The sequence below is a fragment of the Streptomyces sp. SS8 genome (assembly GCF_054072955.1).
Window position 1 is genome coordinate 90,399 of the sequence record NZ_JBSVCZ010000018.1, and the last position, 26,636, is coordinate 117,034.

Annotated in this window: 25 protein-coding genes; 16 read left to right on the forward strand and 9 right to left on the reverse strand. The window is 74.1% G+C overall.

Annotated features, from left to right (window positions below):
* Positions 1-67 precede the first annotated feature (67 nt).
* Positions 68-262 (reverse strand): antitoxin, encoded by a 195-nt coding sequence (locus ACW69E_RS18300; RefSeq protein WP_457499324.1) that lies wholly within the window; start codon positions 260-262, stop codon positions 68-70.
* A 289-nt stretch (positions 263-551) separates the two neighbouring features.
* Here ACW69E_RS18300 and ACW69E_RS18305 point away from each other — a divergent pair, with 289 nt between their 5' ends.
* The 5 genes from ACW69E_RS18305 (at position 552) to ACW69E_RS18325 (ending at position 8,094) form a co-directional block, all read left to right on the forward strand.
* Positions 552-1,022 carry a DUF6098 family protein gene (locus tag ACW69E_RS18305; RefSeq protein WP_457499325.1) on the forward strand — a complete coding sequence of 157 codons (471 nt, stop codon included), beginning with the start codon at positions 552-554 and terminating at the stop codon, positions 1,020-1,022.
* 165 nt (positions 1,023-1,187) lie between these two features.
* Complete coding sequence (locus tag ACW69E_RS18310) at positions 1,188-2,207, forward strand: hypothetical protein (RefSeq protein ID WP_457499326.1); 1,020 nt, start codon at positions 1,188-1,190, stop codon at positions 2,205-2,207.
* A gap of 67 nt (positions 2,208-2,274) precedes the next feature.
* Positions 2,275-4,137 carry an HSP90 family protein gene (locus ACW69E_RS18315; RefSeq protein ID WP_457499327.1) on the forward strand — a complete coding sequence of 621 codons (1,863 nt, stop codon included), beginning with the start codon at positions 2,275-2,277 and terminating at the stop codon, positions 4,135-4,137.
* Positions 4,137-7,127: a tetratricopeptide repeat protein gene (locus tag ACW69E_RS18320; protein ID WP_457499328.1), complete on the forward strand. Its 2,991-nt coding sequence runs from the start codon at positions 4,137-4,139 to the stop codon at positions 7,125-7,127. The genes ACW69E_RS18315 and ACW69E_RS18320 overlap by 1 nt, the downstream gene beginning before the upstream one ends.
* Positions 7,128-7,356: 229 nt before the next feature.
* Positions 7,357-8,094, forward strand: coding sequence for a peptidoglycan recognition protein family protein (locus ACW69E_RS18325; protein ID WP_457499329.1), 738 nt, complete (start codon positions 7,357-7,359; stop codon positions 8,092-8,094).
* Positions 8,095-8,232: 138 nt separating this feature from the next.
* On the opposite strand, the gene ACW69E_RS18330 is transcribed toward ACW69E_RS18325, so the two are convergent.
* The 4 genes from ACW69E_RS18330 to ACW69E_RS18345 all read right to left on the reverse strand — a co-directional run bounded on the left by ACW69E_RS18330 (position 8,233) and on the right by ACW69E_RS18345 (position 12,911).
* A complete protein-coding gene (locus ACW69E_RS18330) occupies positions 8,233-8,664 on the reverse strand; it encodes a subtilase-type protease inhibitor (protein WP_457499330.1) in 432 nt (143 codons plus the stop codon).
* 411 nt (positions 8,665-9,075) lie between these two features.
* Positions 9,076-9,960, reverse strand: coding sequence for a slipin family protein (locus ACW69E_RS18335; protein WP_457499331.1), 885 nt, complete (start codon positions 9,958-9,960; stop codon positions 9,076-9,078).
* A 184-nt stretch (positions 9,961-10,144) separates the two neighbouring features.
* Positions 10,145-11,704, reverse strand: coding sequence for a sodium:solute symporter family protein (locus tag ACW69E_RS18340; RefSeq protein ID WP_457499332.1), 1,560 nt, complete (start codon positions 11,702-11,704; stop codon positions 10,145-10,147).
* Positions 11,705-11,942: 238 nt separating this feature from the next.
* On the reverse strand, positions 11,943-12,911 hold the full coding sequence (locus ACW69E_RS18345) for a 5-dehydro-4-deoxyglucarate dehydratase (RefSeq protein WP_457499333.1): 969 nt from the start codon (positions 12,909-12,911) through the stop codon (positions 11,943-11,945).
* A 249-nt stretch (positions 12,912-13,160) separates the two neighbouring features.
* On the opposite strand from ACW69E_RS18345, the gene ACW69E_RS18350 reads away from it, so the two are divergent.
* Positions 13,161-13,991, forward strand: coding sequence for an NAD-dependent epimerase/dehydratase family protein (locus ACW69E_RS18350; RefSeq protein WP_457499334.1), 831 nt, complete (start codon positions 13,161-13,163; stop codon positions 13,989-13,991).
* A gap of 71 nt (positions 13,992-14,062) precedes the next feature.
* Here the strand turns inward: ACW69E_RS18350 and ACW69E_RS18355 are convergent, their stop codons facing one another.
* Entirely contained in the window at positions 14,063-17,035 is a 2,973-nt protein-coding gene (locus ACW69E_RS18355; protein WP_457499335.1) for a SpoIIE family protein phosphatase, read from the reverse strand.
* 153 nt (positions 17,036-17,188) lie between these two features.
* Between ACW69E_RS18355 and ACW69E_RS18360 the strand changes: the two genes are divergently transcribed.
* Together ACW69E_RS18360 and ACW69E_RS18365 are read left to right on the forward strand one after the other, a co-directional pair.
* Positions 17,189-19,324: a sensor histidine kinase gene (locus ACW69E_RS18360; RefSeq protein ID WP_457499336.1), complete on the forward strand. Its 2,136-nt coding sequence runs from the start codon at positions 17,189-17,191 to the stop codon at positions 19,322-19,324.
* 83 nt (positions 19,325-19,407) lie between these two features.
* Entirely contained in the window at positions 19,408-20,451 is a 1,044-nt protein-coding gene (locus tag ACW69E_RS18365; protein WP_457499337.1) for a S66 family peptidase, read from the forward strand.
* Between the two features lie 49 nt (positions 20,452-20,500).
* Here the strand turns inward: ACW69E_RS18365 and ACW69E_RS18370 are convergent, their stop codons facing one another.
* The gene (locus ACW69E_RS18370) at positions 20,501-20,836 is read right to left on the reverse strand and encodes an SCO4225 family membrane protein (RefSeq protein ID WP_457499338.1); all 336 of its coding nucleotides are present in this window, start codon (positions 20,834-20,836) and stop codon (positions 20,501-20,503) included.
* 165 nt (positions 20,837-21,001) lie between these two features.
* Between ACW69E_RS18370 and ACW69E_RS18375 the strand changes: the two genes are divergently transcribed.
* The 5 genes from ACW69E_RS18375 (at position 21,002) to ACW69E_RS18395 (ending at position 23,569) form a co-directional block, all read left to right on the forward strand.
* Entirely contained in the window at positions 21,002-21,673 is a 672-nt protein-coding gene (locus ACW69E_RS18375) for a response regulator (protein WP_457499363.1), read from the forward strand.
* Positions 21,674-21,932: 259 nt separating this feature from the next.
* The gene (locus ACW69E_RS18380) at positions 21,933-22,295 is read left to right on the forward strand and encodes an SCO4225 family membrane protein (protein WP_457499364.1); all 363 of its coding nucleotides are present in this window, start codon (positions 21,933-21,935) and stop codon (positions 22,293-22,295) included.
* Positions 22,296-22,452: 157 nt separating this feature from the next.
* On the forward strand, positions 22,453-22,872 hold the full coding sequence (locus ACW69E_RS18385; RefSeq protein WP_457499339.1) for a PPOX class F420-dependent oxidoreductase: 420 nt from the start codon (positions 22,453-22,455) through the stop codon (positions 22,870-22,872).
* A gap of 122 nt (positions 22,873-22,994) precedes the next feature.
* On the forward strand, positions 22,995-23,189 hold the full coding sequence (locus ACW69E_RS18390; RefSeq protein ID WP_457499340.1) for a hypothetical protein: 195 nt from the start codon (positions 22,995-22,997) through the stop codon (positions 23,187-23,189).
* 65 nt (positions 23,190-23,254) lie between these two features.
* Complete coding sequence (locus ACW69E_RS18395) at positions 23,255-23,569, forward strand: hypothetical protein (RefSeq protein WP_457499341.1); 315 nt, start codon at positions 23,255-23,257, stop codon at positions 23,567-23,569.
* Positions 23,570-23,617: 48 nt separating this feature from the next.
* Here ACW69E_RS18395 and ACW69E_RS18400 read toward each other — a convergent pair whose 3' ends face one another.
* Both ACW69E_RS18400 and ACW69E_RS18405 read right to left on the reverse strand, forming a co-directional pair.
* On the reverse strand, positions 23,618-23,839 hold the full coding sequence (locus tag ACW69E_RS18400; RefSeq protein ID WP_307792285.1) for a hypothetical protein: 222 nt from the start codon (positions 23,837-23,839) through the stop codon (positions 23,618-23,620).
* 97 nt (positions 23,840-23,936) lie between these two features.
* A complete protein-coding gene (locus tag ACW69E_RS18405) occupies positions 23,937-24,389 on the reverse strand; it encodes an NUDIX domain-containing protein (protein ID WP_457499342.1) in 453 nt (150 codons plus the stop codon).
* A gap of 279 nt (positions 24,390-24,668) precedes the next feature.
* Here ACW69E_RS18405 and ACW69E_RS18410 point away from each other — a divergent pair, with 279 nt between their 5' ends.
* The 3 genes from ACW69E_RS18410 (at position 24,669) to ACW69E_RS18420 (ending at position 26,591) form a co-directional block, all read left to right on the forward strand.
* On the forward strand, positions 24,669-25,076 hold the full coding sequence (locus tag ACW69E_RS18410; protein WP_457499343.1) for a hypothetical protein: 408 nt from the start codon (positions 24,669-24,671) through the stop codon (positions 25,074-25,076).
* Between the two features lie 5 nt (positions 25,077-25,081).
* The gene (locus tag ACW69E_RS18415; protein WP_457499344.1) at positions 25,082-25,651 is read left to right on the forward strand and encodes a thiol-disulfide oxidoreductase DCC family protein; all 570 of its coding nucleotides are present in this window, start codon (positions 25,082-25,084) and stop codon (positions 25,649-25,651) included.
* Between the two features lie 157 nt (positions 25,652-25,808).
* A complete protein-coding gene (locus ACW69E_RS18420) occupies positions 25,809-26,591 on the forward strand; it encodes a TetR family transcriptional regulator (RefSeq protein WP_457499365.1) in 783 nt (260 codons plus the stop codon).
* The last annotated feature ends 45 nt before the right edge of the window (positions 26,592-26,636 follow it).

Below are 26,636 nucleotides of genomic sequence, written 5' to 3' on the forward strand. Positions count from 1 at the left end.
GGGCCGTCGGCTCATTCAAAGCGCCGACGGCCCCGCCGCCCGTACAAGAGTCCTGCCTCGGCCCGCCCTACCGCAGATGGTCCTCGTCGTTGCCGTAGGAGCGGCGCATGGAGTCGGCGGCCTTGTCCGTCTGCGTGTCGTACTTGCCGCCGGTACGCTCGTCGATCGTCCGCTCGGCGCGGTCGACGCCCTTGTCCGCCTGGTCGGGGTGGCGCTTGGCCATCTTCTTGGCCTTGTTCGCCATGTCGCCCAGCTTGCCCATAACGGCCTCCTCGCGGTGGTGTCGTGCCGTCTTGCCCTATATCGCCTAACCGCTGGCAAATGGGGGAAACATCTCGTTCTCCGCCGGGCAGGCGCCGGGCCGCGCAGACCGGGCGCGGCCCGGCCGAGCCGATCCCCGCAGGTCACCGGGGCCGACCGGGTTTCCCGGCCCGGTGCGGGGGCACGCGGTCGTGTGCCGTTCCGGCGCCCCCACCCCTCGGCAGGAGGGTCCGTTCCGGCGGGCCCGGCGGAGGCCGGGCGGCAGGCGACACCCAAGGAGCGAGCACCGTATGACCTTCCCCTCCGAACCGCCTGCGGTCACCTCCCTCGACGAGCTGGTCCGTCTGGTCGAGAGCGGCGGGCGGCTGTACGTCCGCTGGTCCCGCGGTCCCTGGACCGATCTGGGGCGGACGGCCAGCACGGACGACCTGACCGGCGTCCCGCTGCCGGGGCTGTCCGTCAACGCGCTGGACGTCGAGCCGTGGTGGGCGGGCAGGCCGGTCCGGCTGTGGGTCGCCCGGCGCCTGTACGACTACTGCCATCTGCGCCGCTCGAAGGGCCCCGGGGTGCGGCCCTGGGTGCTGCGCGGCCGTGAGGTCGGACGCGGGCCCGACAACGAGCCGCTGGTCAGGGATGTTGAGCCGATCGCCCGGGTCGACGCGCGGGTGATCCTCGAGGCGGAGGAGGAGGTGGCCCGGCAGCGGGGGAGGTGGGGTCCGCTGGACCGGACCGCGGCAAGCGGGGCGGAGCCCTCCCGCTGACCGGTCGCGCAGCCGCGCCCGGCCCGCCGAACGGAGCGGCCGCCGTCGCCGGTCACAGTCGGTCACCGGCGGAAACCCCTGGCCGAAGCATTGTCGGTGCCGCATGATATTCGTTCTCCAGACGATCATCAGCGGCCCCGGCGGGGGCTTCACGGGGGGATGCACATGACGACCATCAGCGGGCACTCCGCGGCCGAGGAGCAGTCGGCGGGCGGACGGCGCCGGCCGGTGTTCCCGTCCGGGCTGTGGAAGCGCAGACCGGCGGCGCGGCTGGTCACCGACTTCGGCGATCCGGAGCTGGCCCGGCTGTGGGAGGCGGTCGGAGCGGGGGACTGGCCCGCGGTGCGCGAACGGCTGGCGGCCGTGACCGACGGGGAGGAGCTGTGCTGGCTGGTGTGGCACGCCTCCAGCGCGCCGGGCACCACCGAGCTGATGGGCCGTGTCATGGACCGCGAGCCGGACGGGACCCTGGCCCTGCTCATGGCCGGCGCGCACCACATCGACTGGGCCTGGGAGGCCCGTACCGGCGCGCGGGCCTCCCAGGTCTCCCGCGAGCAGTTCCGGGTCTTCCACCAGCGTCTGGAGGCCGCCGAGGACCTGCTGTACCGGGTGGCCGAGCGCGAGCCGGAGTGGGTCGCCCCCTGGTTCATGCTCCAGGTCTCCGGCCGCGGCCTCCAGGTCGGACCCCAGATCGCCCGGCTCCGCTTCGAGGCGGCGGTGCGCCGCTGCCCCGGGCACCCGGGCGCGCACCGGCAGCACCTGCAGCAGGTGTGCGCCAAGTGGGGCGGCTCGCACGAGGAGATGCACGAGTTCGCGCGCGAGTCGATGCTCTCGGCCCCCGAGGGCAGCCCGCTGGGCGAACTGGTGGCCCTCGCCCACCTGGAGCACTGGCTGGACCTGGAGCCGGGGGAGGACGCGGAGTACATCGGCCGCCCCGACGTACGCGCCCGGCTGCTGGAGGCCGCCCACCGATCCATCGGGGACCCGGCCTTCGGACGTCCGCGCGACTGGATCGGCGTGCACAACACCTTCGCCATGGCCCTGTCGCTGGCCGGTGAACGGGAGGCCGCGGCTGCCGCCTTCGCGCCGCTGGAGGGACGGGTCACCGAGTTCCCCTGGCAGTACCTCGACTCCGGCGATCCGGTCGCGGCGTTCCGCAAGTGGCGCTCGCGCGCCGGCCGCTGACCGCGCCACCCCACCGCCCCGCCGACTCCACGGCCCCTCCCGCCACCCACGGAAGAAAGCCCACCCGGTGTCCCAGCCTCAGACGTCCCACACCTTCCAGGTCGACCTGCGCGGCCTGGTCGACCTGCTCTCCCACCACCTCTACTCCAGCCCCCGCGTCTACCTGCGCGAGCTGCTGCAGAACGCGGTGGACGCCATCACCGCCCGCCAGGCCCTGTCCCCGGACGCCCCTGCCCGGATCACCGTGGAGACCGGTGAGACGCTCACCGTCACGGACACCGGAGTCGGCCTGTCCGAGAAGGACGTCCACACCTTCCTCGCGACGATCGGCCGCAGCTCCAAGCGCTCCGCCGACGGAGGCCTCGACGGAACGGCCATCGCCTCGGCCCGCTCGGAGTTCATCGGCCAGTTCGGCATCGGACTGCTCGCCTGCTTCGTGGTGGCCGACGAGATCACCGTGGTCAGCCGCTCGGCGGCCGCCCCCGACGCACCGGTCGTCGAATGGCGCGGTCGCGCCGACGGCAGCTACACCATCCGCACCCTGCCCCCGCACACCAGGCCGGAGCCGGGCACCACGGTACGGCTCACCCCCCGCGCGGACGGTACCGAGTGGACACGCCCCGACCGGGTCCTGGAGCTGGCCCGGCACTACGGCGGCCTGCTGCGGCACGAGGTCACCGTGACCGACGCCCGCGGCACGACCACCCGCATCGACCGGACCCCGCCGTGGCAGGAGCGCCACGCCTCACCGCAGGCCCGCCGCGAGGCGCTGGCCGAGCACTGCCGCTCCACCTTCGGCTTCACCCCGCTGGACACCGTCGAACTGGATCTGCCCGTCGTCGGGCTGCGCGGCGTCGCCTACGTCCTGCCGACCGCCGTCAGCCCCTCCCAGCGAGCCGGCCACCGGGTGCACCTCAAGGGCATGCTCCTGTCGGACCAGGCGTCCGAACTCCTGCCCGACTGGGCGTTCTTCGTGCGCTGCGTGGTGGACACCACCGGTCTGCGGCCCACCGCCTCCCGCGAGTCGCTGTACGAGGACGAGACGCTCGACGCCGTGCGCGAGGCGCTCGGCGACCGGCTGCGCGACTGGCTCACCGGCCTGGCCGCCGGCGACCCCACCCTCCTGCACCGCTTCATCGAGACCCACCACCTGGCCGTCAAGGCGCTGGCCCGCCACGACGACGCGCTGCTGCGGATGCTGCTGCCCTGGCTTCCCTTCGAGACGACCGACGGCAACGTCACCCTGGACGAGTTCGCCCGCAGCCACCCCACGATCCTGGTCACCCGGAGCGTGGAGGAGTTCCGGCAGGTCGCGCCGATCGCCGCGGCGGCCGGCCTCGGAGTCGTCAACGGCGGCTACACCTACGACCGGGACCTGGTGCACCGGCTGCCGGAGATACGCTCCGGCACCACCGTCGGCGACCTGGACCCGGCCACCGTCACCGCCCACCTGGACGCGGTGGAGCCCGCCGCCGAACTGGCCGCCGCCTCCTTCCTGGCCGTGGCCCGCGAGGTGATCGGCGTCCACGACTGCGACGTGGTGCTGCGCAGCTTCCAGCCGGTGACCGCCCCCGCCCTCCTGCTGGACAACCGGGAGGCCCGGCACGAGCGCACCCGCTCCGAACTGGCCGGCACCGGCGACGGGCTGTGGGCCGACATCCTCGGCTCCCTGCGCACCGAGGCCCCCCGCGCCCAACTGGTCCTCAACCACCTCAACCCGCTGGTCCGCCGCGCGGCGACGATCACCGAACGCGGACTGGCCACCGCCACGGCCGAGGCACTGTACGGGCAGGCGCTGTTGCTCAGCCGCCGTCCGCTGCGCGCCGCCGAGAGCGCGCTGCTCAACCGGGCCTTCCTCGGCCTGCTCGACCACGCCATGCACGACCGGGCCGACACCCCTGGCGGCCCGGCCTCCCGGAAGGAGCCGTGATGCTGGAGACCCCGGAGGCCGTGCTCGACGCGCTGCGGGAGAACGACGGACGCCCCTACGGCCTGCCCAGGACGGTGCGGGCCGAGGAACTGGCCGAGGCCGCCGGGCAGTTCGAGGACAAGGGCCTCCTCGTCACCGCGCTGCTGGAGCTGATGGAGGCCTACGAGTACACCGGCGAGCACCGCAAGTCGCCGGTGGTCTTCGCCCGGCTGCTCCAGCTGTGGGACGAGGACCGCGGCGCCTTCAACGAGTGGGAGGGCCACCAGGTCTACTGGCGCTTCAAGTGGGTGACGACCTCGTTGCTGGAGGTGCCGGACGTACCGCTGGCCACCATCGAGCAGTGGATCGGCCGGATGCGCGAACGCTACCGCGAGGCCGGCCACGGCATGCAGCCGGTGGCGGCCATGGCACACCGCGTCGCGCTGCACACCGGCAGCGGCCTGGAGTCCGCCTACGACCTGTGGGTGACCCGCCCCCGGGAGCCGCTGAGCGACTGCGAGGCGTGCGAGATACGCCACCGGGCGCTGCACCACGTCGCTCTCGGGGAGGACGAGCGGGCCCTGCGGATCTGGGCACCGCTGTTCGCCGGGACCGTGAGCTGCCAGGAGGAGCCGTACGTCAGCCATGCCTTCGCGCTGCTCCCGCTGCTGCGCACCGGCCGCGCGGACGAGGCCCGCTCGCACCATCTGGCCGGATACCGCTACGCTCGCGGCAGGACGGGGATGGCCGAGGAGATCGGCCTCCACCTGGAGTTCTGCGCCCTGACCCGCAACGAGGGTCGCGGACTGGAGATCCTCGCCGAGAACCGCCACCTGTTCGAGGCCACCGGCGCCCCCAAGGCGCGGCTGGCCTTCCTCACCGGTGTCCAGGTGCTGCTCGGCCGCCTCGTGGAGCAGGGGTACGCCGACACACCCGTCGCCGGGCCGCCCGGGCGGCAGTGGACGGCGCGGACGCTGAACGAGGAGATCGGGACGGAGGCGGACGGGCTGGCCGCCGCGTTCGACCGGCGCAACGGCACGGCGGCGGTCGGTGGGCGCCGCCGTGAGCGCCTGGAGCGGCGCCCCCTGCTGGACGAGCCCCTCGCGCTGGGGCTGCGCGTCTCCCCGCTGACCGGCCCGAAGGGCGGAGGGGCCGCCACGGAGCCCGCGCCCGCGCCCGCCGCCGCACACCGGGTGGCTGTCCCCGAGGACTTCGCCGAACTGGTCGCCAAGGCACGGCGGCTGGCCGATCAGGGGCACCCCGGTGACACGCCGCTGTGGGAGCGCGTCGCGGAGCGCGTGGCCGCCGACGGATACGTCCACGACCCCGCGCTCGGCCACCGGGACCTGCTCCTGGCCGAGCTGGCCGAGCAGCGCGCGTTCGCCGAGGACGAGGGGGGCGGGAACGGCCGGGCCGCGATGGCCGAGGCGGCCGAACTCTACGCCCGGGCCGGCCTGCCCTGGCACGAACTGGCCGCCCGGGCTCGCGTGGCCTGCCGGCCCGGGGCCGGGAAGGGGCACGGTGAGCACGGTGAGGGATCCGCCGACGAGGCCGCCGACAAGCCCGCCGAGCACCTCGCGGTACGGCGGGAACTGGAGCCCCTGCTGGAACTCGCCGAACGGATGCTCCCCGGAGGGGACCGGGAGCCGGACGCGGACTTCCGGCCGGACAAGTACCTCGTCGTGCTCCACTGCCGGGCCTTCGCCGCGCACACCGAGATGATCGACGCGCTGCCGGACGCCGGCCCGGAGACCGCCGCGCGCTTCCAGGAGGCGGTCGCGGCGCTGCACACGGCGGCCGCACGCTGGGAGGTCCCCCACCAGAGGGCCGCCGCCCACCTCTACGAAGCCGACATCGCCGCCCGCACCGGGCGCATCGAGGAGGCCGTCGAACGGCAGCGGCGCTCCCAGGAGATCCTGGAGGAGACCGGCACCCCGTGGCGGGCGACCCGCGGCATGCTGCTGCTGGGCCAGATCCTGATGCGCACCGGCCGGCCGGGGGAGGCGGCCGAGGTGTTCCGGCAGGCCATGGCCCGGGCCACGCGGTACGACGACCGCTCCTTCCCGGCCACGGCCGTCCACGCGATGCTCGGCCACGCCTGCCGGCACGCCGGTGAGCTCCCCGGGGCCGTCCGCCACCTGTCCGAGGCCGCCGCCCGGATGGAGAGGGAGGGGGACCACAACGGCGCCGCCCAGTGCCGTCTGGAACTCGCCGACGCCCTGGCCGCCTCCGGGCAGCCGGAGGACGCCGTCGCGGTGCTGGAGTCCGTGGCCCGCGAGGGCGCCGCGGAATCAGGCGGTCCGCTCGACGAGCGGCTGCTCGCCCAGATCCGCCTCACCCTCGCCCGGGGCCTGACGGACCTGGAGGAGCACCGTGCGGCGGCCGAGGAGTTCTTGAGCCTGGCCGACACGGTGGCCGGGTGGGAGGAGCAGTTCACCCACACCATGGTCGCCTCCCAGGCGGCCGCGGCGCTGGCCCGGGCCGGCCGCCCCCAGGCGGCCGCGGCCGCGCGCGAACGCGCTCTGGCCTCCCACCGCCGGGCGCCGAGCCCGGTACCGGTCCTGGAGATGCTCCGGGAGTTCGCCGACCTCGCCACGCGCGGCGAGGAGGAGGAACTTCGGACGGCCCTCCAGGCGGCTCTCGGTCACCTGGCCACCGCCGACGAACTGCTGGCCGAGGTCCCAGAGGACCCGGAGGAGTTCCCCCACTGGTACCACGCCGGTCACAACCACCTGTGCCGCGCCCGCTGTCTGGCCCGCGCCGAGCGCTTCGAGGAGGCGCTGGCCGAGGCGGACCGGGCCGACTCGCGTCTGGCGGAGGGCGGCCCGGACGGGGAGGCGGGCCGGGCGGAGACGGCACGGCTGGCCGCCCTGGTCGAGGGCAACGGGCTGGAACGGCCGAAGGACGCCGTGGCCCGCCTGGAGGAGGCGGTCCGCCGCTGCGCCGGGGCGGGCCTGGAGGAGGCGGCCAGGATCCTCGCCGCGCTGCGCGAGGACATGGCCTCCCGCTGAGCGGTCGGGAAACCGGTTCCGCAGAGCCCCGAGCGGCTTCCCGGCCGGGGCGGCACGCCGCCGCCCCGGCCGGGAAGCGCGCGTTCGGCCGCACGGGCGGGCCCGTTTCGACTCCACTCCCTCATCTCACACCTGAGCTGCGTAAACACCTTTCCGGGCGGTCGCCCGCCCTCACCCGACCGGCCCTGCCGGCCGCGAGATCCGCGGCGAGCCGGGGCAGGGTGGGGGCATGTGGTACCCACGACTCGTGCTGGGCGCCGCCCTTCTGCCGCTGGCACTGCTGGTGGCGCGGGACGTTCCCGCCCATCTCCTCGATCCCCCGGGGCCGGAGACCGCCGGCCCCGCCACCGCCTACACCGCGCCACGGCCTCCGGTCGTCAGCCGGAAGGCCTGGCGCGCCGACGAGAGCCTGGTCAGGGAGAAGGCCAGCTACACGGGCCCGGTGAGCGCCGTCTTCGTCCACCACACCGGCCACCCCAACGGCTACGACTGCTCGGACGTCCCGGAGATGCTGCGGGGGCTGGAGACGGACCACGTCGAGGGCCAGGGGTGGGACGACATCGGCTACAACTTCGTCGTGGACAAGTGCGGGACCATCTACGAGGGGCGGGGCGGCGGCATCGGGCGCCCGGTGTACGGCGCGCACACCAAGGGCTTCAACCGCAACAGCGTCGGTGTGGCGGCGCTGGGCACCTTCGGTGCGGGGCAGGAGGTGCCGCGTGCGGTGATCGACGCGATCGCCGAGGTCGCGGCGTGGAAACTGCGGCCCGGAGCGGACCCGCAGGGCCGGGTGCGGCTGGTCTCGACGAACGACGAGAGCCGCTACGACAAGGGCGAGGCGGCGACGTTCGACGTCATCGCGGGCCACCGCGACAGCCACCAGACCGACTGCCCCGGCCAGGCGCTGTACGACAGGCTGCCGGAGATCCGCGCGGAGACCGCCCGCCTGCGCGACCTCGCTCCCTGACGGGCCCGCCGCCGGCTCCCTCCACCGCCGTGGGGCCGCCGCCGTCCGTACGGCGACGGCCCCACGGCGTCCTCGGGCACGCGGCAGGACTCCGGGCCGGGGTCTGGGCCGGGAATCCGGGCGGGACCGCCTGCCGGCTCAGAAGGAGAAGAGCGCGGGGGCGGTGTCCGCCATGACGCAGGCGTTGGAGAAGGTGTGCGCGTACGAGACCCTGCGGCCCTCCCAGACCCCGTCGGCGGTCACGGTGACCGGATCCCAGACCATCGGGCACATCCGGTCCCCGGGCTCGACCAGCGAGGCGAACTCGCCGTCCGCGGAACGCAACTCGCCGCACGCCTCGGCCGGCCCCGGGTGGGTGCCGCCCGGCGCCGGCGAGCAGTTCAGCGTGGCGGCCCGCAGCACGGTGGCCGTCGCCGGGTCCTCTCCCTTGCCGACGGTGAGCACCAGGGCCGAGGGCGTGTACAGCCCTTCGGGCTGCGCGGGCGAGGCGGCCGCGGTGGCGGCCGAGCCCGCAAGGCAGGTGACGGCCAGGGCGGTGCTCACTCCCAGGGCCTTGATGGCGTACCGCATTTCGAACACTCCTCGGTTCGGTTCATCGGATTCCGAACAGGAGTCTTGCTGGAGCGAAGGGCGAACGCACATCGGATGAATCACTTCCGGTCACCTTCGGCGATGGTTCGGTTGCCCAAAGTGGCGCGGGGGCGGCCGAGGGTCTTCCGGTCTCCTGCGAGAACGTGTCCGGCATGCGAACAGATGAGGCGGTGTCATCCGACGGGGGAGGCCGTGACCTGCGGTTCGGTGAACGAGGCCGTTCTGTCCGAACATCTGCCCCGGTCGCAGAGCGGTGTGGTCGTCTTTGGCCGACAGTTTCGGGTGGGCCCTCCTTCCGGGTCCGTCCGAGGGGGAGAGCGGCCGCGGTGATTGCGGCCGCGCAGGTACGCGACGCCCGGCGGCCCGGGATGTGCCCGAGCCGCGCACGCGTCACACTTCCCTGGCCCGCTGCCCGTCGTTCCCGGAGTCCGCCGGCGTCCGCGCGGAGGAGGCCGCCGCGTACGGGATCTGTGTGGACGGGGCCTGTGCGGAGGGCGCCGCGCCCGGCTGGGGAGCCTGCTGGGCCCTCTCCAGGAACCGCAGCAGTTCGACGGGGAAGGGCAGGACCAGGGTGGAGTTCTTCTCGGCCGCGACCGCCACCACCGTCTGCAGAAGCCGCAACTGCAGCGCGGACGGCGTGTCGGCCATCTGCTGCGCGGCCTCCGCCAGCTTCTTCGAGGCCTGGAACTCCGCGTCGGCGTTGATGACGCGGGCCCGCCGGTCGCGGGCGGCCTCCGCCTGGCGGGCCATCGACCGCTTCATCGTCTCCGGCAGGGAGACGTCCTTGATCTCGACCCGGTCGACGTGGACGCCCCAGCCCACGGCCGGACTGTCGATCATCAGCTCCAGGCCCTGGTTCAGCTTCTCCCGGTTGGACAGCAGATCGTCCAGATCGCTCTTGCCGATGATGGAGCGCAGCGAGGTCTGGGCCATCTGGGAGACCGCGAAGCGGTAGTCCTCCACCCGGACGACCGCGTCGACGGGGTCGACGACCTTGAAGTAGACGACGGCGTCGACCCGGACGGTCACGTTGTCCCTGCTGATTCCCTCCTGTGCGGGCACCGGGAGGGTCACGATCTGCAGGTTGACCTTGCGCATCCGGTCGACGAACGGAATGATCATGGTGAAGCCCGGTGGCCGTACGTCCTTCATGACCCGTCCGAGCCGGAAGACCACTCCGCGCTCGTACTGTTTGACCACCCGGGCCGCCAGTGCGACGTAGACGGCGCAGACGCAGAGCAGCACGATCCCCGCCGCCGCGAGTCCCTGGAGCATCGCAGACACCTACCGTCCATGGGTTGGATTGTTTCCCCCGTCCGGTTTGCCTGGTATTTACGATATCTCCGCGCGGCGTCCGGCGGGAGTCCCGTCTCCGGAACACCGGGAACCGCGCCGCGCGGGCGGCTGTCCCCGGACGTGACGGCGCCCGGACGCGGTGTACGCCCGGGGCGTTTTCCGCTCAGCGGGTGACCGTGCCCGACACGGCGTCGCCGTCGAAGGAGGGCGGGTGCTCGGCGAACCTGCGCTCCACCTCGGCCCTCTCCGCCTCCGACGGGTCGCTGTCGAGGGAGTCGAGCAGCACGTCGCGCGCCGTGCTGCCCTCGGGCCGCACCAGCCCGACGACGATGTACAGCGTCAGCGAGGTGAGGACCGGCAGGCCGACGCTCACGGTCTGGCTCGCGTCGTCCACTCCCCAGTACAGATACGCCCAGACCGCCAGGCCGCCCGCCCAGGAGGTGAGCGCCGCGCGCGGTCCGTGGCGCCGGAACCAGGGCAGCAGGCCCAGCATCAGCGGAATGGAGATCGGCCCCATGGTGGCCGCGACGATGCTCACCACGACCGTCATGATGAAGCCGTCCGGGTCGGCGAGGAGGGCGAGGGTCATGCTGAACGTGACGAAGGCGACGGTGGTGACCCGCGCGAACATCAACTGCCCGGCCTCCGTCAGACGCCGCACGCGAGGGACGATCACCGGGGCGAGGTCGCGGGTGATGACGGCGGTGATGACGTTGGAGTCGGAGGCCACCATGGCCATGGTGTGGGAGAAGAAGCCGGCCAGGAGCAGCCCGATGAGGCCGGCGGGCAGCAGTTCCTGGGCGAGCATGATGTACGACCTCTCGCCGTCGTCCAGCCCGGGGACGACGAGAGGGGCGGCGATCATCGGAACGAAGAGGATGAACGGCCACACGATCCACAGGAAGCTGGAGAGCAGCGCCGACCTCCTGGCCCGGGAACCCGAGGGCGCGGCCATGTAGCGCTGCGCCAGGTTCCACATCCCGCCGTTGTACTCGAAGGTCTTCACCAGCAGGAACGCCATGATCAACCCGGTGGTGACGGGGCCGCTGACCGGGTCGCCGCGGTCGGCCGGGAGGTCGTCCCACATCGTCCAGAGCGTGGCCACCCCGTCGAGGTGGGCGAAGAGGGCGAAGAGCATCGCGAACCCGGCGACGGCCTGGATGACGAACTGGCCGAAGTCGGTGAGGACGTCGGCCCACAGACCGCCGAAGGCCATGTAGAGCATGGTGCAGGCGCCGGTCAGGGCGATGCCCCACACCAGCGGGATGTCCGCGAACCCCTGGAGCAGCAGGGCGATGGCGACCCACTTCGCGGCGATGTCCACCACCTTGAGCGCGGTGCCGCTGTAGGCGAGGACCTGCTGGGTGGGCAGGTCGTAGCGGACGGCCAGGTAGGCGAGTGGCGAGTTGACGCCGTGTCTGGCACGCAGCCGGTTCCAGCGCGCGGCGAAGAGGAAGGCGCCGACGCCGATGCCGAGCCCGATGGTGAGGGGCCACCAGAAGTAGACGGTGACGCCGTGGTCGTACGCGACCGCGGCGAAGGTCACGAACATGATCGCGCTGTAGCCGGACATGTGGTGCGATATCCCGGAGAGCCACCACGGGATGCGGCCGCGGGCCGTGAAGAAGTCGGCGATGGTGTGGATGCGCTTCTTCGACCAGAGGCCGATGCCCACCATCACGAGGAAGTACGCGCCCAGCACGGTCCAGTCCAGTGCGGCCATGACGGCTCCTTTGGTTCATAGATATGAACAACTGTCAACTCTATGAATGCGTGCCGTCACAGTAGAAGCGCCCTCATGGGGCGTCAATACATGCGAACAGACGGAAAGGCGAGAGAGGTGGGGCGGGTGAATGTCCGGAGTGGCGTTCACGAATGTGGATTTTGATGCGCCCCCGAACCGCTGCCGGGGCTGTCCGCGCGGGCAGGGCCTCCGCGCGGACAGGTTCTCCGGGCCCGGCTCACGCCAGCAGGGTGCGCCCGTGCTCCATGAGGGCGGACAGCTCCCCGACGTGCGCGTCGTCCGGCTCGCTCAGCGGCGGCCGCACCCCGCCCACGTCCAGGCCACGCAGGCGCACCCCGGCCTTGACCAGCGAGACCGCGTAACCGCGCCCCTTGTCGCGCAGCTCCGCCAGGGGGCGGTAGAAGCCGTCGATCAGCCGGCGCACGGTGGCGTCGTCGCCCTTGCCGAGGGCGCGGTGGAAGGCGACGGCGACCTCCGGCGCGAAGCAGAAGGCGGCGGAGGAGTAGAGACCGACCCCGATGCCCCGGTAGGCGAGGCAGGTGAGTTCGGCGGTGGGCAGCCCGTTGAAGTACAGGAACTCGCGGCCGGGCTCCGCGGTCCGCACCGCGCTGACGATCCGTTGCATCAGGTCGAGGTCGCCGACCCCGTCCTTCAGGCCCGCGATCCGCGGGTGGCGGGCGAGCTCGGCCACGGTGGCCGGCGCGAGGACGGCGTTGTCCCGCTGGTAGACGATGACGTCCAGCCCGGTGGAGTCGGCGAGGGCGGTGTAGTGGGCCCGCAGCCCCTCCTGGCCGGGTGCGACCAGATAGGGGGGCATGGCGAGGAGCCCGTCGGCGCCCGCCTCCTCGGCGGCGCGGGCGTACCGCACGGCGAGGGCGGTGCCGTAACCGGTGCCCGCGACCACCGGCACCCGCCCCGCCGCCTCCGCCACCGCCGCGCGGACGCACGCGCCGAACTCCTCGGGGGTGAGGGCATGGAACTCGCCGGTGCCGCAGCAGGCGAAGACGGCGGCGGCGCCGGCGTCGATGCCACCGCGCACATGCGTGCGGAACGCGTCGGTGTCGAGGGCGCCGTCCGGGCCGTACGCGGTGACGGGGAAGAAGAGCAGGCCGTCGAGCCGGGCGCTGAGAGCAGGTGTGGTCACGGCACTCCCTGGGTGTCGCGAGGCGGCAGATGGCGTACACATTCAAGACTGCTGTCCATATTCATGAACATCGCTACGGTAGGGCAGCGGTTCGCGGCGGTCAAGGCTGCCCGCTGCCGCGGGAATACCGCCTGACGAAAAGCGGGGAAAGCGCTTTCCCCTACACTTGACGATGCTTGGGAGAGCTCCTACCGTCTCCACAGTTGTGAATGACGTTCGGTGAGCCACCCCTTCGCCGAACCCGCTCGGCGTGTGCGCGCCGGCCTCCCCACCGCACCGAGGAGACAGCCCATGCCCGCCCCCAGAACCGTCCTGCTCACCGGTGCCGCGGGTGGCCTCGGCACCCTGATGCGGGGACTGCTCCCCTCCTACGGCTACACCCTCCGCCTCCTGGACGTCGCCCCCGTCGAGCCGCTCCCCGGAGCGGAGGAGCGGGCCGAGGAGACCATCACCGCCGACCTCGCGGACCGGGCGGCGCTGCGCGAGGCCGTGCGGGGCGTGGACGCCGTCGTCCATCTCGCCGGGATCTCCCTGGAGGCCCCCTTCGAGAAGATCGTGCGGGCGAACATCGAGGGCACCTACAACCTCTACGAGGCGGTCCGTGAGGAGGGCGTCGGACGCGTCGTCTTCGCCTCCTCCAACCACGCCGTCGGCTACACCCCCCGCCCGCGTGAGGGGGATCCGCTGATCGGGGTGGAGACCCCGCACCGCCCCGACACCTTCTACGGGCTGTCGAAGTGCTTCGGCGAGGACCTGGCCCAGCTCTACTGGGACCGGCACGGCATCGAGACCGTCTCCGTCCGCATCGGCTCCTGCTTCCCCGAGCCCACGACGGTGCGGATGCTCTCGGTCTGGATGAGCCCCGCCGACGGGGCCCGGCTGCTGCACGCCGCCCTGACCGCCGAGGGCGTCGGGCACACCGTCGTCCACGGCTCCTCCGCCAACACCCGGCTGTGGTGGGACCTCTCCTCGGCGCGGGCGCTGGGGTACGAGCCGCAGGACGACTCCGAGCCCTATGCGGCCGGGCTCATCGCCGAACAGGGCGAACTCGACCCGGACAGGCCGGAACACGCCTGCCTGGGCGGCCACTTCACCACCGAACCGCCGATCTGGCCGCACTGACCCGTACCGGCCCGCTGCTTCACGGCCCCGCCGACCCGGTGAGCCGCCGCTCCGGCGGGCGCCGGGCCTTCTCAGCCCAGGTCGTCGAACATGGCCAGCAGCGCCTGCTCGTCCGTCTCCTCCGGGGCGGGCTCCCCCCGGCGGCCGGGCCGCCCGGGGCCGAAGTCCCCGGAGGGCGGCACCTGCTCGGCCCATACCGTCTTCCCCCGCTGCATGTAGCGCACCCCCCAGTTCCTGGTGAACTGCGCCACCAGGAACAGGCCGCGCCCACCCTCCTCGGTCACCCCGGCACGCCGGATGCGGGGAGAGGAGTTGCTGCGGTCGGAGACCTCGCAGAGCAGGGACGCGCCGCGCAGCAGCCGCAGCCGCACAGGCCCCCCGCCGCCGTACCGCACGGCGTTGGTGACCAGCTCGCTCACCACCAGGCCGGTGCCGTACTCCAGTTCCGGCAGACTCCACTCGTCCAGCTGCCGCCGGGCCAGCGCCCTGGCGTCGGACACCACCGACGGGTCGGAGGGCAGCTCCCAGGACGCCACCCGGTCGGCGGGCAGCGCGTGCACACGGGCCAGCAGCAGGGCCACGTCGTCCCGGGGGCCGTCGGGCAGCAGAGTGCCGGTGACCCGGTCGCAGATCCGCTCCAGCGACGGCCCCGGCGGCGAGTCCGGCGGGGAACCCCGCGGCGGCTCCGGGCCGCGCAGCGCGGAGGCGAGCAGTCCCATGCGCGCCTCGGCGTCGCCGTAGCCGCGGTCCTCCTTGAGCAGGCCGTCGGTGTACAGCGCCAGCAGGCTGCCCGCGGGCAGCTCCACGGTGGCCGACTCGTAGGGCTGGAGCCCGCCGAGCCCGAGCGGCGGGCCGGCCGGCAGGTCCAGCGTCCGCGCCCTGCCGCCGGGAAACACGGCGACGGGCGGCGGATGCCCGGCCCGGGCGGCCGTGCAGCGGCAGGTCACCGGGTCGTACACGGCGTACAGGCAGGTCGCGGCCGTGGCCGGGTCGTCGAGAGCGCGGCCGACCAGGTCGTCCAGGTGGGCCAGCACCTCCTCCGGCGGCATGTCCAGATCGGCCAGGGTGCGCACCGCCGTGCGCAGGCGGCCCATGGTGGCCGCCGCCTCCAGTCCGTGGCCCGCCACGTCCCCGACGACCGGCGCCGAACGCATCCCGGACAGCGGGATCGCGTCGAACCAGTCGCCGCCCACCCCGCTCCTGGAGTCGGCGGGCAGATAGCGGTGGGCGAGGTCGACGGCGGCCAGCCGGGGCGTGTCACGCGGCAGCAGGCTGCGCTGCAGGGTCAGGGCGGCGTCGCGCTCCCGGCTGAAGCGGCGGGCGTTGTCCACGCTGATCGCGGTGCGGGCCGCAAGCTCGCCCGCCAGGGCCAGGTCGTCCTCCTCGTAGGGGCGCGCCCTGCCGCGCCGGTAGAAACCGGCCAGACCCAGGACGGCGCTCCCGGCACGCAGCGGCGCGGCCAGATACGAGTGCTCGCCCTCGCCGAGCAGTTCGCGCAGCAGCTCGCCGGGGTGGGCGCCGCCCAGGGAGGGCGCCGTGAGGATCTCGGTCCGCACCGAGTCCGCCACCGGCCGCCCGGCTTCCAGGCACCGGGCCTGCGGCGTGCCGGGTGCGTAGCCGACCTGGGCGTCCGCGCCTTCGGTTCGCTCGCCCTCCGCGCCCTCACCGCCCCGTACGGCCACCCGGCGCAGCGCCGTCGCGGCACCGGGGGTTCCCGGCCGGGGCTCCTCGCCGGCCAGGACGTCCTCGGTCAGGTCCACCACGACGACGTCGGCGAACCCCGGAACGGCGATCTTCGCCAGCTCCCGCGCCGTGTGCCGGATGTCCAGTGTGGTGCCGATCCGGGTGCCCGCCTCGTTCAGCAGCGACAGCCGCCGACGGGCCTCGACCGCCAGGCGGCCGACCCCCGGCTCGCCCACCATCAGCAGCCACGCGTCGGGGCCGCCGCCCTCCGTCCCACCGGGTCGTCGCTCCGGTTCCGCCTCCCGCGGCCCTTCGGGCTCCTCCCGGGTGCCGTCCGGCGTGCCCGGCTCCTCCCGGGCGCCCGAGGGCCCTCCGGCGGGGGACGGCGGACGCAGCAGCGGCACCCGCCGGCCGTCCGGGCCGCTCGCCACGGCCGCGGATGCTCCCGGTACGGGGACGGCGGGACGGGCCTTTCGGAAGCTGATCTCGACGGCGGCGCCCTCCGCGTCGCCGTGGTGCAGGAGTTTGCGCCGCAGCGTCGCCACCCGCCCGCCCGTCAGTGGCACCTCGGCGAACGTCTCGCCGCCGGAGGAGATCAGCTCGGTGGCGGCCTCCAGCAGCGCCAGTTCCTCCCTCGGGTCCAGCCGGGGCGCCGCCTCGCCGCGCTGGGCGGGCATACCCGTGGCGAGGTCGATCTCGGAGTGCTCGCCGCGCCGCCTGGCCCGCAGGAAGGACTCCATCAGGCCGCGTTCCCGGGCCGATCCCATCTCCAGCAGCCGCTCGCCGATGCGGTCGGTGGCCTTCTGGAGCGTCAGGGCCATCCCGGGCCTGGCCAGCTCCATGGGGACGGAGAGGTTCACCGCGCCCTGCAAGGTGCCGCCCAACGGGTCGCGCACCGGGGCGGCCATGCAGGTCAGCGTCTTGAGGCTGTGCAGGAAGTGCTCGTGTCCGACGACCACGAACGGGGCACGGGTGCTCAGCACCATGCTGACGCTGCTGGTGCCCATGAACCGCTCGTCGACGTTGGCGCCCGGGACGAGGGAGGCGGCATCCATCAGCTCCAGCCCCCCGGTCTCCCCGAGCCGGTCGACGATGTTGGCCCGCGAGTCGGTCAGCACCACGGTGACGGGCATCCCGGAGAACCGCTCGTACAGCCGCCGCAGTACCGGCATGGCCGCCCTGAGTAGCCGGGAGTCGGGGTCCAGGTCGCTCTCGACGGGCAGCGCGGGGTTTTCCTGGTCGACGCCGAGCAGACGCGAGCGCTGCCAGGAGGCGAGGATCTCCGCACGTACCCGGGGAGAGGGCGGCCGGTCGGCGGGGCCCTCCCTCTCGGATACCGGAGGAGGCGAGAGATAAGTCACTAGAACGGAATAATAGGGCAAAAAGGGTGTCTGTTCATGTCGGCGTGCGCGGGACGGCCGGGGAGCCCCGGGAAGCGGTGCGGGCCCGTCCGGCAGTCCGCGGACCGGACGCGCCGGCGGACGGCGCGGGGCGCACCGCTATGTTTCCCGGACATGGAGGCACCACGGCCCTGGCCGGCCCTCGGGGCCCTCGCCGTCCCCGCCGCCCTCGCCGCCGCGCAGATCGTGTGGTGGCCCCTGGACGCGCTGCGCCCCGGCGGCGGCGCCCCGGGACCGGTGGAGGCGGGCGCCGGCCTGCTGGCGGTGTGCCTGGCCGCCGCCGTCCTCGGCCTGCGCCGGCGGGCGCCGGTGGGCGCGCTGGCAGGCGTCACCGCCGTGGCGGTCCTCGGGCCGGCCGCCTCGTTCCCCGGCGCGCTGGAGTTGTTCGGCAGCGCCGGTGTGGCCCTCGCCCTGCACGCGGTGGCGGTGCGGTGCGAGGCCGCCGCCATCGTGATCGCCGGCGCGGCCCACCTGTGCTGGCAGCTGCTGTGGGGCGCCGTGCTGTACGGCGGGAGCCGGGGCGCCGCCGCGGGCCTCGTCCTCGCCGCCGTGCCGCATGTGATCGGCACCGGAACCGGCCTGGGCAGACGCCGCCGACTGGCCGCCCGGCACGCCGCCGCCGTACGGCTGGCAAGGGCCGAGGCGGAGCGGGACAGGGCCGCCGACGAGGAACGCCACCGGCTGGCCCGCGAACTCCACGACGTCGGAGCCCACCACCTGACCTCGGTCGTGGTCACGGCCGAGGCCGCGCGCAGACTCGGCGGCTCCAGGCCCGAACTGACCGCCGAGGCGCTGGAGGCCGCGGCGCGCGACGGCCGCGAGACCCTGGCCACACTGCGCGAACTGGTGGCGGTGATGCGCACCGAGGCTGAGGGGGAGCCGCATACCTGGAACGGCCGCATCGCCGAACTCGCCGCCGGAGTGGGCGGGCTGGGCGGCCCGGTGGAGACCGACCTCCGGGTGGACCTGCCGGGGAGGCTGGGCGAAACCGTCTTCGCCGTCGTGCGCGAGGCCCTGACGAACACGCTGCGTCACGCGCCCGGCGCGGCGGTACGGGTCGTCGTCGGGCACCACGGCGGCCTGCTGGAGGTGACCGTCGACAACGGCGCCCCGCCGTCCGGCGGGACGCCGCACGCATCCGGCGCCGTACGCGGTCTGGGGTCGGGACGTGGCCTGGACGGGATGCGGGAACGCGCGGCGGCGGCCGGGGGGAACCTGACCGCGGGCCCCCGCCCCGGCGGCGGCTGGCGGGTACGGGCCGAACTGTCCGCCGACGGTCCCGCCCCCGCGGCGCCCCCGGCGGGCGGGCGCGGATCCCGCCGGCCCGTGCGTACGCTCCGCATGGGCCGACGGAGGGTGGCCCAGGTGCTCCTCGCCCTGTTCGCCGTCCTCAACCCGCTGGTCCCCGCGCTGGCCACCCGGACGGTCGGCTCCACACCCCACGGGCCGGCGGCCGACGCGCTGTACCTGCTGCTGACGGCGGCCCACGCACTGCCGCTGCTGTGGCGGCGGCGCGCGCCCCTGGCGGCGCTGGCGGCAGCCCTGGCCACCGTGCCGCTGTGGCCGGCGGCGGCCCTGTCCGGGGCGCTGCCCCCGAAGGCGGTACCGCTGCTGTGGGTGGGCGCGGGGGTGGAGGCCGCCGCGCTGTACTCCGCGGCGGCCCACGGCCGGTACGGTCGCGGCGCCCGGTGGGCCGCCCCCGCGACGGGCCTGGTCCTGGGCGCGGCGGTGGGCACCAGCGCCGCCGCCGCGGGGCTGCTGCCGGAACGGTTCGCCGGGCCGGCGGCGCACCTGCCGGTCACCGTGCCGCTCACCGCCGCCCTGGTGCTGGTCCTCACCGCCGTATGGCGGGCGGGCGCCGCCGCGCGTGCCCGCGGCGCCCGTGCCGCCGCACGTGAGCGGGAGGCGCTCCAGGAGGCGGTACGGCAGGCGGCGGAGGCGGTACGCGCCCAGCGGCGGCACGTGGCCGAAGGGCTGCGCGGGACCGTTCTGGAACGGGCGGGCCGGGTGGTGCGCAGCGCCGAGGAGGGACGGCTGGAGGACGTGGCGGCCCAGGCCCGGGCGGCGCTGGCCGCCATGCGCGAGCTGCTCGCCACCCTCCACGAGCCCGGCGGCCGGCCCGCCGGCGCACCTGCGGCGAAGGCCGCTTACGGGGAGGCCGGGTCCGGGGAGGGCGTTCCCGCGCCGCCGCAGGCCGCGGCGGACCCCGGGGGAGCGCCTCAGCCCCTCGGCCGCGGACCGCGGGGCTGAGGAGGGGAAGGGGCGAGTCCGTCCGGGACGGGCCCCGCGATATTCGCTGCGGCGACGGGTTTGCCGACTTCTATGATCGGCGGATGACGGATCCCGTATGCCCGGCGAAGCCCCGGCCCGGTGACATGGTCGCGGTGCTGTCCCCCTCGTCCGGCCTGCCCGGCCTCTTCCCCATGCCGTACGAGCTGGGCCTGCGCAGACTGCGGGAGGAATTCGGGTTGAAGACGGTGGAGTACCCGGCCTCCAGGAAGATGGGATCGACGCCCGAGGAGCGGGCCGCGGACATCCACGCGGCCTTCGCGGACCCCCGCGTCAAGGCCGTGTTCGCCAGCATCGGCGGTGACGACCAGATCACCGTCCTGCCCCACCTCGACCGCGACCTCCTCCGCGCCAACCCCAAGCCCTTCTTCGGCTACAGCGACAACACCAACCTGCTGCTCCTCCTGCGGAACCTGGGCATCGTCGGGTACCACGGCAGCACGGTGATGGTCGAACTCGGGCGCCCCGGCGCGATGCACCCGCTGACCGCCGACTCGCTCAGGGCGGCGCTGTTCACCTCCGGCGAGTACGAACTCACCGCGGCGGACGCCTACGGGGACATCAGCCGCCCCTGGGACGACCCGCGCACCTTCGACTCCGAACCGCAGATGGAACCCGCCGACGGCTGGTCCTGGCACAACGGCGACCGGGTGGTCGAGGGGATCGGCTGGGGCGGCGAACTGGAGATCGTCTCCTGGCTGCTGATGGCCGACCGCGAGATCCTTCCGGCCGATTCCTACGCCGGCGGGGTGCTCTTCCTGGAGACCTCCGAGGAGATGCCGCGAGCCGAACAGGTCTACCGGATCCTGCGCAACATGGGCGAACGCGGACTGCTCCGGCAGTTCCCGGCGCTGCTGATGGGCAGGGCGAGGAGCTGGTCGTTCGAGAACCGGTTCACCGCCCCGGAGAAGGCACGGCTCCGCCGGGACCAGCGGGAGGCCGTACTGCGGGCCCTCGGGCAGTACGCCCCCGACACCATGGCGGTGTTCGACGTCGACCTCGGCCACACCGACCCTCAGCTCGTCATCCCCGTCGGAGGACGGATCCGGGTGGACGGCCCCGCGCGCCGTATCACGGTCACCTACTGAGCCGGTTCCCCCGCCCACCGAGGCGCCGGCCCCGGGGCGGTGCGCCGGCTCAACGGGCGCCGCCGGCGCTCCGCCCGCCCCGCCCCAGCGCACGGACGCACCAGTTGACCAGGGCGGCGTTCGCCAGGGCGCTCACGACGACGACCGACACGTAGGCGAGGATCCCCTCCCACGGCACCAGGAGGAGCAGCACGCTCAGCGGCGCGGTGGCCAGCAGGGGGAGGACCCCCGCCATGGAGGCGTCCTCGTGGCTCACGAGAAAGGCGTCCGCCGGCACCCACACCAGCAGGGCGCCGCACAGCGCGAGATAGGCGCGGGCGGCCCATGTCCCGGCCACGGCCGAGGCGACACGCCGCACACGCCGCCGGTTTCGTACGCCGTCCATCCGCCCCCGCTCCCCGCACCCGCCCCCGGCGTTCCGCCGTCGGCCCGGCGGGCGCCGCCCAGGCTATCCCGCCACCGGGCGGGCCGGGCGAACGGGCCGGTGCGCATGGGACGATGACGCCCGGTCGGCCGGGGCCTCCGCCGGCCCGGGGCAGGGGGTGGACCCATCGCTGTTCGTGTGCTGGTCGTCGACGACCAGGCCGTCGTCCGCGCGGGCTTCGCCGCGATCGTCGACGCCGAACCGGACCTGTCGGTCGTCGGTGAGGCGGGCGACGGCGCCACGGCCGTGGAACTGGCCGCGGAACTCGGCCCCGACGTGGTGCTGATGGACATCCGGATGCCCGGCATGGACGGGCTGACGGCCACCCGGCTGATCACCGGCGGCCCGAGCGGGGCCCGTGTTTTGGTGCTCACCACCTTCGACCTGGACTCCTACGTCTTCGAGGCCCTGTGCGCCGGGGCCTCCGGATTCCTGCTCAAGGACGCCCGGGCCGACGACCTCCTGGCCGCCGTCCGCGTCGTCGCCTCCGGCGACGGCATCCTGGCACCGGCGGTGACCGGCCGCCTCATCGCCGCCTTCGCGCAGGGCGCGCCGGTCCGTCCCGAGTCGGGCAGGGCGCTGGAGCGGCTCACGCCCCGCGAACGGGAGGTGCTGCTCCTGGTCGCCTCGGGGCTGACCAACGCCGAGATCGGCGAGCGCCTGGGAGTCTCCACGGGAACGGTTAAGACCCATGTGAACGCGCTGTTCGGCAAGTTGGGACTGCGCGACCGGGTCCAGGCGACCATCCTGGCGTACGACACCGGGCTGATCAGACCGCGCACCACCTCCACGGGATAGACGGCCGGCCCGCCCTCCGCCGGTACGAGCCCCCTCTACCCAGGGGTGGAGAGGGAGTTCCTGCCGGCGGCCGAGGAATCCGCTGCCCACCCGGCGAGATCCTGGATCCACGGGCCGACACGGCCCACCGGCCCCGCGCCACCGTCCGGTCGGACGGCACACGCCGTCCGACCGGACGGTGAGCGCCGCGAACCCCCGTGGAACGCGCGGCACGACGGGCGGCGGACGATGAGCGAGACGGAAGAGACAGGTGAGCGAGATGGCCGTGCACGACGGTACGCGGGGCGACGGGGGCGGGAACGGACGGGGGCGGATCCCCGCGCGGATCTCGGGCATCGCGGACAACCGGCCCGCCCGGATCTATCTGGCGGTGTGCGCCGCGCTGGTGCTGTGGGTCGCGCTGGACGCGGCGTTCGTCCCGCACGAGGACGCCTCGCTGGCGGGGGTGTGGCCCGTGGCGGCCACCGCCCCGACCAGCCTGCTCGCCCTCGCCGTGCCGCTGCCGGACGGTCCGGTGGGAGCGGCGCTCCTGCTCGGCCTGGTCTCCCTGGCCGCCGTGGTCAACGCCGGGGTCCTCAGCGCCGTGCTGCGCCGCTTCCGCACCCGCGCCGCCCGGGTCTGAAACGCCCCGCGGGCGGTGGCGCGACGCCGCCGCCCGCGGGGAGTGCGTGCTCCCGCGTTCGGCGCCGGCGGTGTGTGATGCTGGGCGGGACCATGCCGGTCGGACGGCGTACAACGACACACAGCGACGTACGGCGATGTGCCGAGGAGTGCCACCCATGTCGAAGCCACCGCTCCCCGAAGCGGCCGTGACCATGCTGAAGAAGGCCAACCCGGCCGTCATCACGACCCTGCGGCCGGACGGCCAGCCGGTGTCCACCGCCACCTGGTACCTGTGGGAGGACGGCCGGGTGCTGGTCAACATGGACGAGGCCCGCAAACGGCTGCGGCACGTGCGCGACGATCCCCGGGTCACCCTCACCGTGCTCGACGAGGGCAACTGGTACACGCACGTCAGCCTCATCGGCCGGGTGGCCGAGATCCGCGAGGACCCGGAACTCGCCGACATCGACCGGCTGGCCCGCCACTACCTGGGCGAGCCGTATCCGCGGCGGGACCGCCGCCGCGTCAGCGCCTGGATCGAGATCGACCGCTGGCACGGCTGGGGCTCCCTGAAGGACAGCGACCAGCCCGGATGACGCCCCCGGCCGTGCCTCGCGGCGCGAGGCACGGCCGAGCCGAACGCGAGCCGGCAGGAGTGTTCTTCTCCGTACGGGGCACCGGTCGATGACAGCCCGGTTCGGTTGTTTCAGGAGGCACCGTGACGGAAACCGTCGTTCTCATCCTCGGCCTGGTGGTCGCGCCCATCGCAGCCCTCGCCCTGCTCACCTGGGGGCTGAACGGTGCCGTGTGGCTGCTGGACCGCTTCGCCGGCCGGAGGCGGCCGGTGGCGCGGACCGTGCGGTGGAGGGCGCCGGAGACGACCTCGGGCGGCGTCGGCACCCTTCCCCGCTGACCCTGCCGGGGCATGGACGGGCGAATCGGGCATGGTATCCGGCCCGGCCGGTCACACGTTGGAACATGAACGATTCACCGAGCACACCCCCCACCGGCGACCCGGCGGACGAACAGGCCGTCCGGCGCCTGGCACCGGTCTGGCTGGAGGAGGCCGCCCGCCATGACGCGGAGGCGGCAGGGCGGGCCCGGCGGGAGTGGGAACAGGGCCGGCTGTCCTCCGACGCCGCGAGGGAGCTGGCCGACTGGGTGACGGCCCGGGTCACCGACACCGGGTTCAACGAGGACGAGGGGCCCTCCAGGCAGGGGCCCGCGCACGTCAGCGTGGCCGACAAGGCCGCGGTCCACCGCTGGCTCGCCGCCCGGGGACACGACGTGTGAGCCCACGGCGTGTGAGGCGGCACCGGGCCGCCGGAGCGGGGCGGCGGCTCAGGTCCAGGTGTACTTGTCCCCGCCCACCCACCGCACGGTGGCCGGGTCGTCCAGGTCCACCGGGCTCAGCCCCGCGTCGTACGCCAGCCGGACCACGTCGGTGATGTCGTGGGCGAGGCCGACCGTCCCGTCACCGAGCTGGACAGTGCGGAACGGCCGGTCCCCGTGTGTCACGCCCCAGACGATGATCGGGGGCCGCGACGGCTTCTCGTCGGTCACGCCTTCCATCGTGGACCGGCGCGGCCCGTCCCGCATCCCGGCCCCGGACCCGCCCGCGCCCCGGGGCCGGGACCCGGAGCGGGGTGGTCCGGCCGGATCAGCCGGACCCGCTTCCGATCAGTGACCGGTGGGACTCCTGCAGCCCCTCGGGCAGGTCGCCGGGCGCGAACCACCTTGCCTCCAGGATCTCGAGGGGATCGGCCCGGAGGGCGCCGCCGGTGAGCCGGGCCTCGTAGGCGACCTCCGCCCGCAGCCGGTACCCGCTGGTGAGACGGACGAGTTCGCCGACGCGCACCTCGAGTCCGGTCTCCTCGCGCACCTCGCGGACGACGGTCTCCTGGAAGGTCTCGCCCTTCTTGGCGTAGCCCGTGGGCAGGCCCCAGGGGCGGTCCTCGCGCCACATGCGGTGCCGCAGCAGGAGCACGTTGCCGTCCGCGTCGCGTACGACGCCGGTGACGCCCACCATGAACTTCGGGTTGGCCAGCCACAGCAGGCGCCACTGCAGCGGGCCGCCGATGCGGTGCCAGATCCGGGCGACGATCCTCTTCACGGCCTCTTCTCCTTCGACAGGTGCGGCACGGGCCGCCCTCCGCGCCGCACCGGTGCGGAAGGCGCCGCCGCCCACGATGGCGCATCCGCCGCCCCCGGCGTGTCAGGCCCGGCGTGTCAGGCACTCGGGACGGTGCGCCGCGCGCCACCCGCCGACGAGGGCCTCCGGCCCCATCCTCCTTGCCGGGCAACGGACTTGAACGTGTTCAAAAAGAGGTCTACAGTCCGCGGCAACAGCTTTTTGAACACGTTCAAAGAGCGCTTCACGAAGGGGCGGGGCATGGACCTCACCGTGGTCACGTACGTCGTCTACCTGGCCGTCAGCATCGGTCTGACGGTCTGGGTGGCGCGCACGCTCAGCAGGAACGGGCAGATCTTTCTGGAGGACGTCCTGCGCGGGAACGAGAAGCTCGCGGACGCCGTGAACCACCTGCTGGTGGTCGGGTTCTACCTCGTCAACCTCGGCTTCGTCGCCCTGTATCTGCGGGTCGGGGCCCCGGTGGACGACACCAGGGGGGTGTTCGAGGCGCTGTCGCGGCAACTGGGCGTGGTGCTGATGGTCCTCGGCGTGCTGCACCTGGGGAACGTCTACGTGCTGAACCGGATCCGGCGGCGGGGCGCGATGGAGCGGGAGCAGACACCCCCGGTGCCGCCGCAGGGCTGGACCGCTCCGGCCGCCGGGGCGTGACGGGCGTGACGGGGACGACGGGTGCGCCGGGAACGGCCGCCGGGCACCGGGGCGCCGCGGGCGTCCCGGTGCGCCGGCTGACGGTGCTGTACGACGCGGGCTGCCCGCTGTGCCGGCACGTCCGCGACTGGCTGGCTCGGCAGCGCAAGCTCGTCCCCCTCGACCTGGTGCCCGCCGGTTCGGACGAGGCGCGGCGCAGGCTGCCGGAGCTCGACCACGGCCGCACCCTGGAGGAGATCACGGTCGTGGGGGACGGCGGACAGGTCTACCGGGGGCCGGCCGCCTGGATCGTGTGCCTGTGGGCCCTGGCCGGGTACCGGCCCGCGGCCCACAGGCTCAGTACCCCGGCGGGCGCGCCGCTGGCGCGTGCGGCGGTGCTCGCCGCGGCGAAGTACCGGCGAGCGGTACGGAGGCCGGACGGGGACGCCGCCCGGGAGGGCGGCTGGGGCGGGACGGTCTACCGCACGGACGACGGCTGGAGCTACGACCCCGGCACGGGCTGGACCTTCACCGGCCGGCCTCCGGCCTCCTCCCTCCCCCCGGCCTGCGGGGGAGACTGTCCGGCGCCCGATTAGGCTCACCGGTGTGGAAGCAGCACCGAGATCCGTACGCGAGGACGCCGCGGCCGGCTCCTCCGAGCCCACCGCGGCCCCCGGAGCTGGGAAGCGGGGCGGGCCGGAGAGGGCCGCCGGGCCCGCCCGGCGGCCCAGGAGCGAGCAGACGCGGGCCCTCATCCTGGAGACCGCCCTGCGCCTGTTCCGCGAGCGCGGCTACGACCGTACGACGATGCGCGCCATCGCCCAGGAGGCCGGGGTCTCCGTCGGCAACGCGTACTACTACTTCGGCAGCAAGGAGCACCTGATCCAGGGCTTCTACTACCAGATCGCCGAGCAGCACCAGGCGGCCGCGGAGGCCGTCCTGGACGGCGAGCGGGACCTCGCGGCACGCATCCGCGGGGTCCTCCTCGCCTGGCTGGACATCGCCGAGCCGTACCACGAGTTCGCGGCCCAGTTCTTCAAGAACGCCGCCGACCCCGACAGTCCGCTCAGCCCCTTCTCCGCGGAGTCCGAGGGCCCGCGGGAGGCGGCGATCGAGGTCCACCGCAGGGTCCTGGCGGGCGCGGACACCGCCTACGATCCCGAACTCGCCGAGCAGTTGCCCCGGTTGCTCTGGCTCCAGCAGATGGGCCTGGTCCTGTTCTGGGTCTACGACCGCTCCGAGGGCTCGGCGAACAGCCGCCGCCTGGCCGAGCGTGTGGCGCCGATCGTCGCCCGCGCGATATCCCTGACCCGCTTCCGCCTGCTGCGGCCTCTGGTGCGCGAGACCCACGAACTGCTCAGCGACTTCATGCCGACGGCGGCGGGTATGGCCGCGAACGGGCCGCAGCGCGAGAAGCCGGACAGGGCGGGCAGGCCGGCGGGGCGGCGGACGGGAAGGAAGGCGGGGGAGAAGAGGGGGGAAGGGGAGAGAGCGGCGGACGGCCGCGAGCCCGGGGAGCGGGACGGGGAGGGCTGACGGCCTCCCGGTGCGGGGAGCCCGGCCCGCGGCGGACCGCGCTCC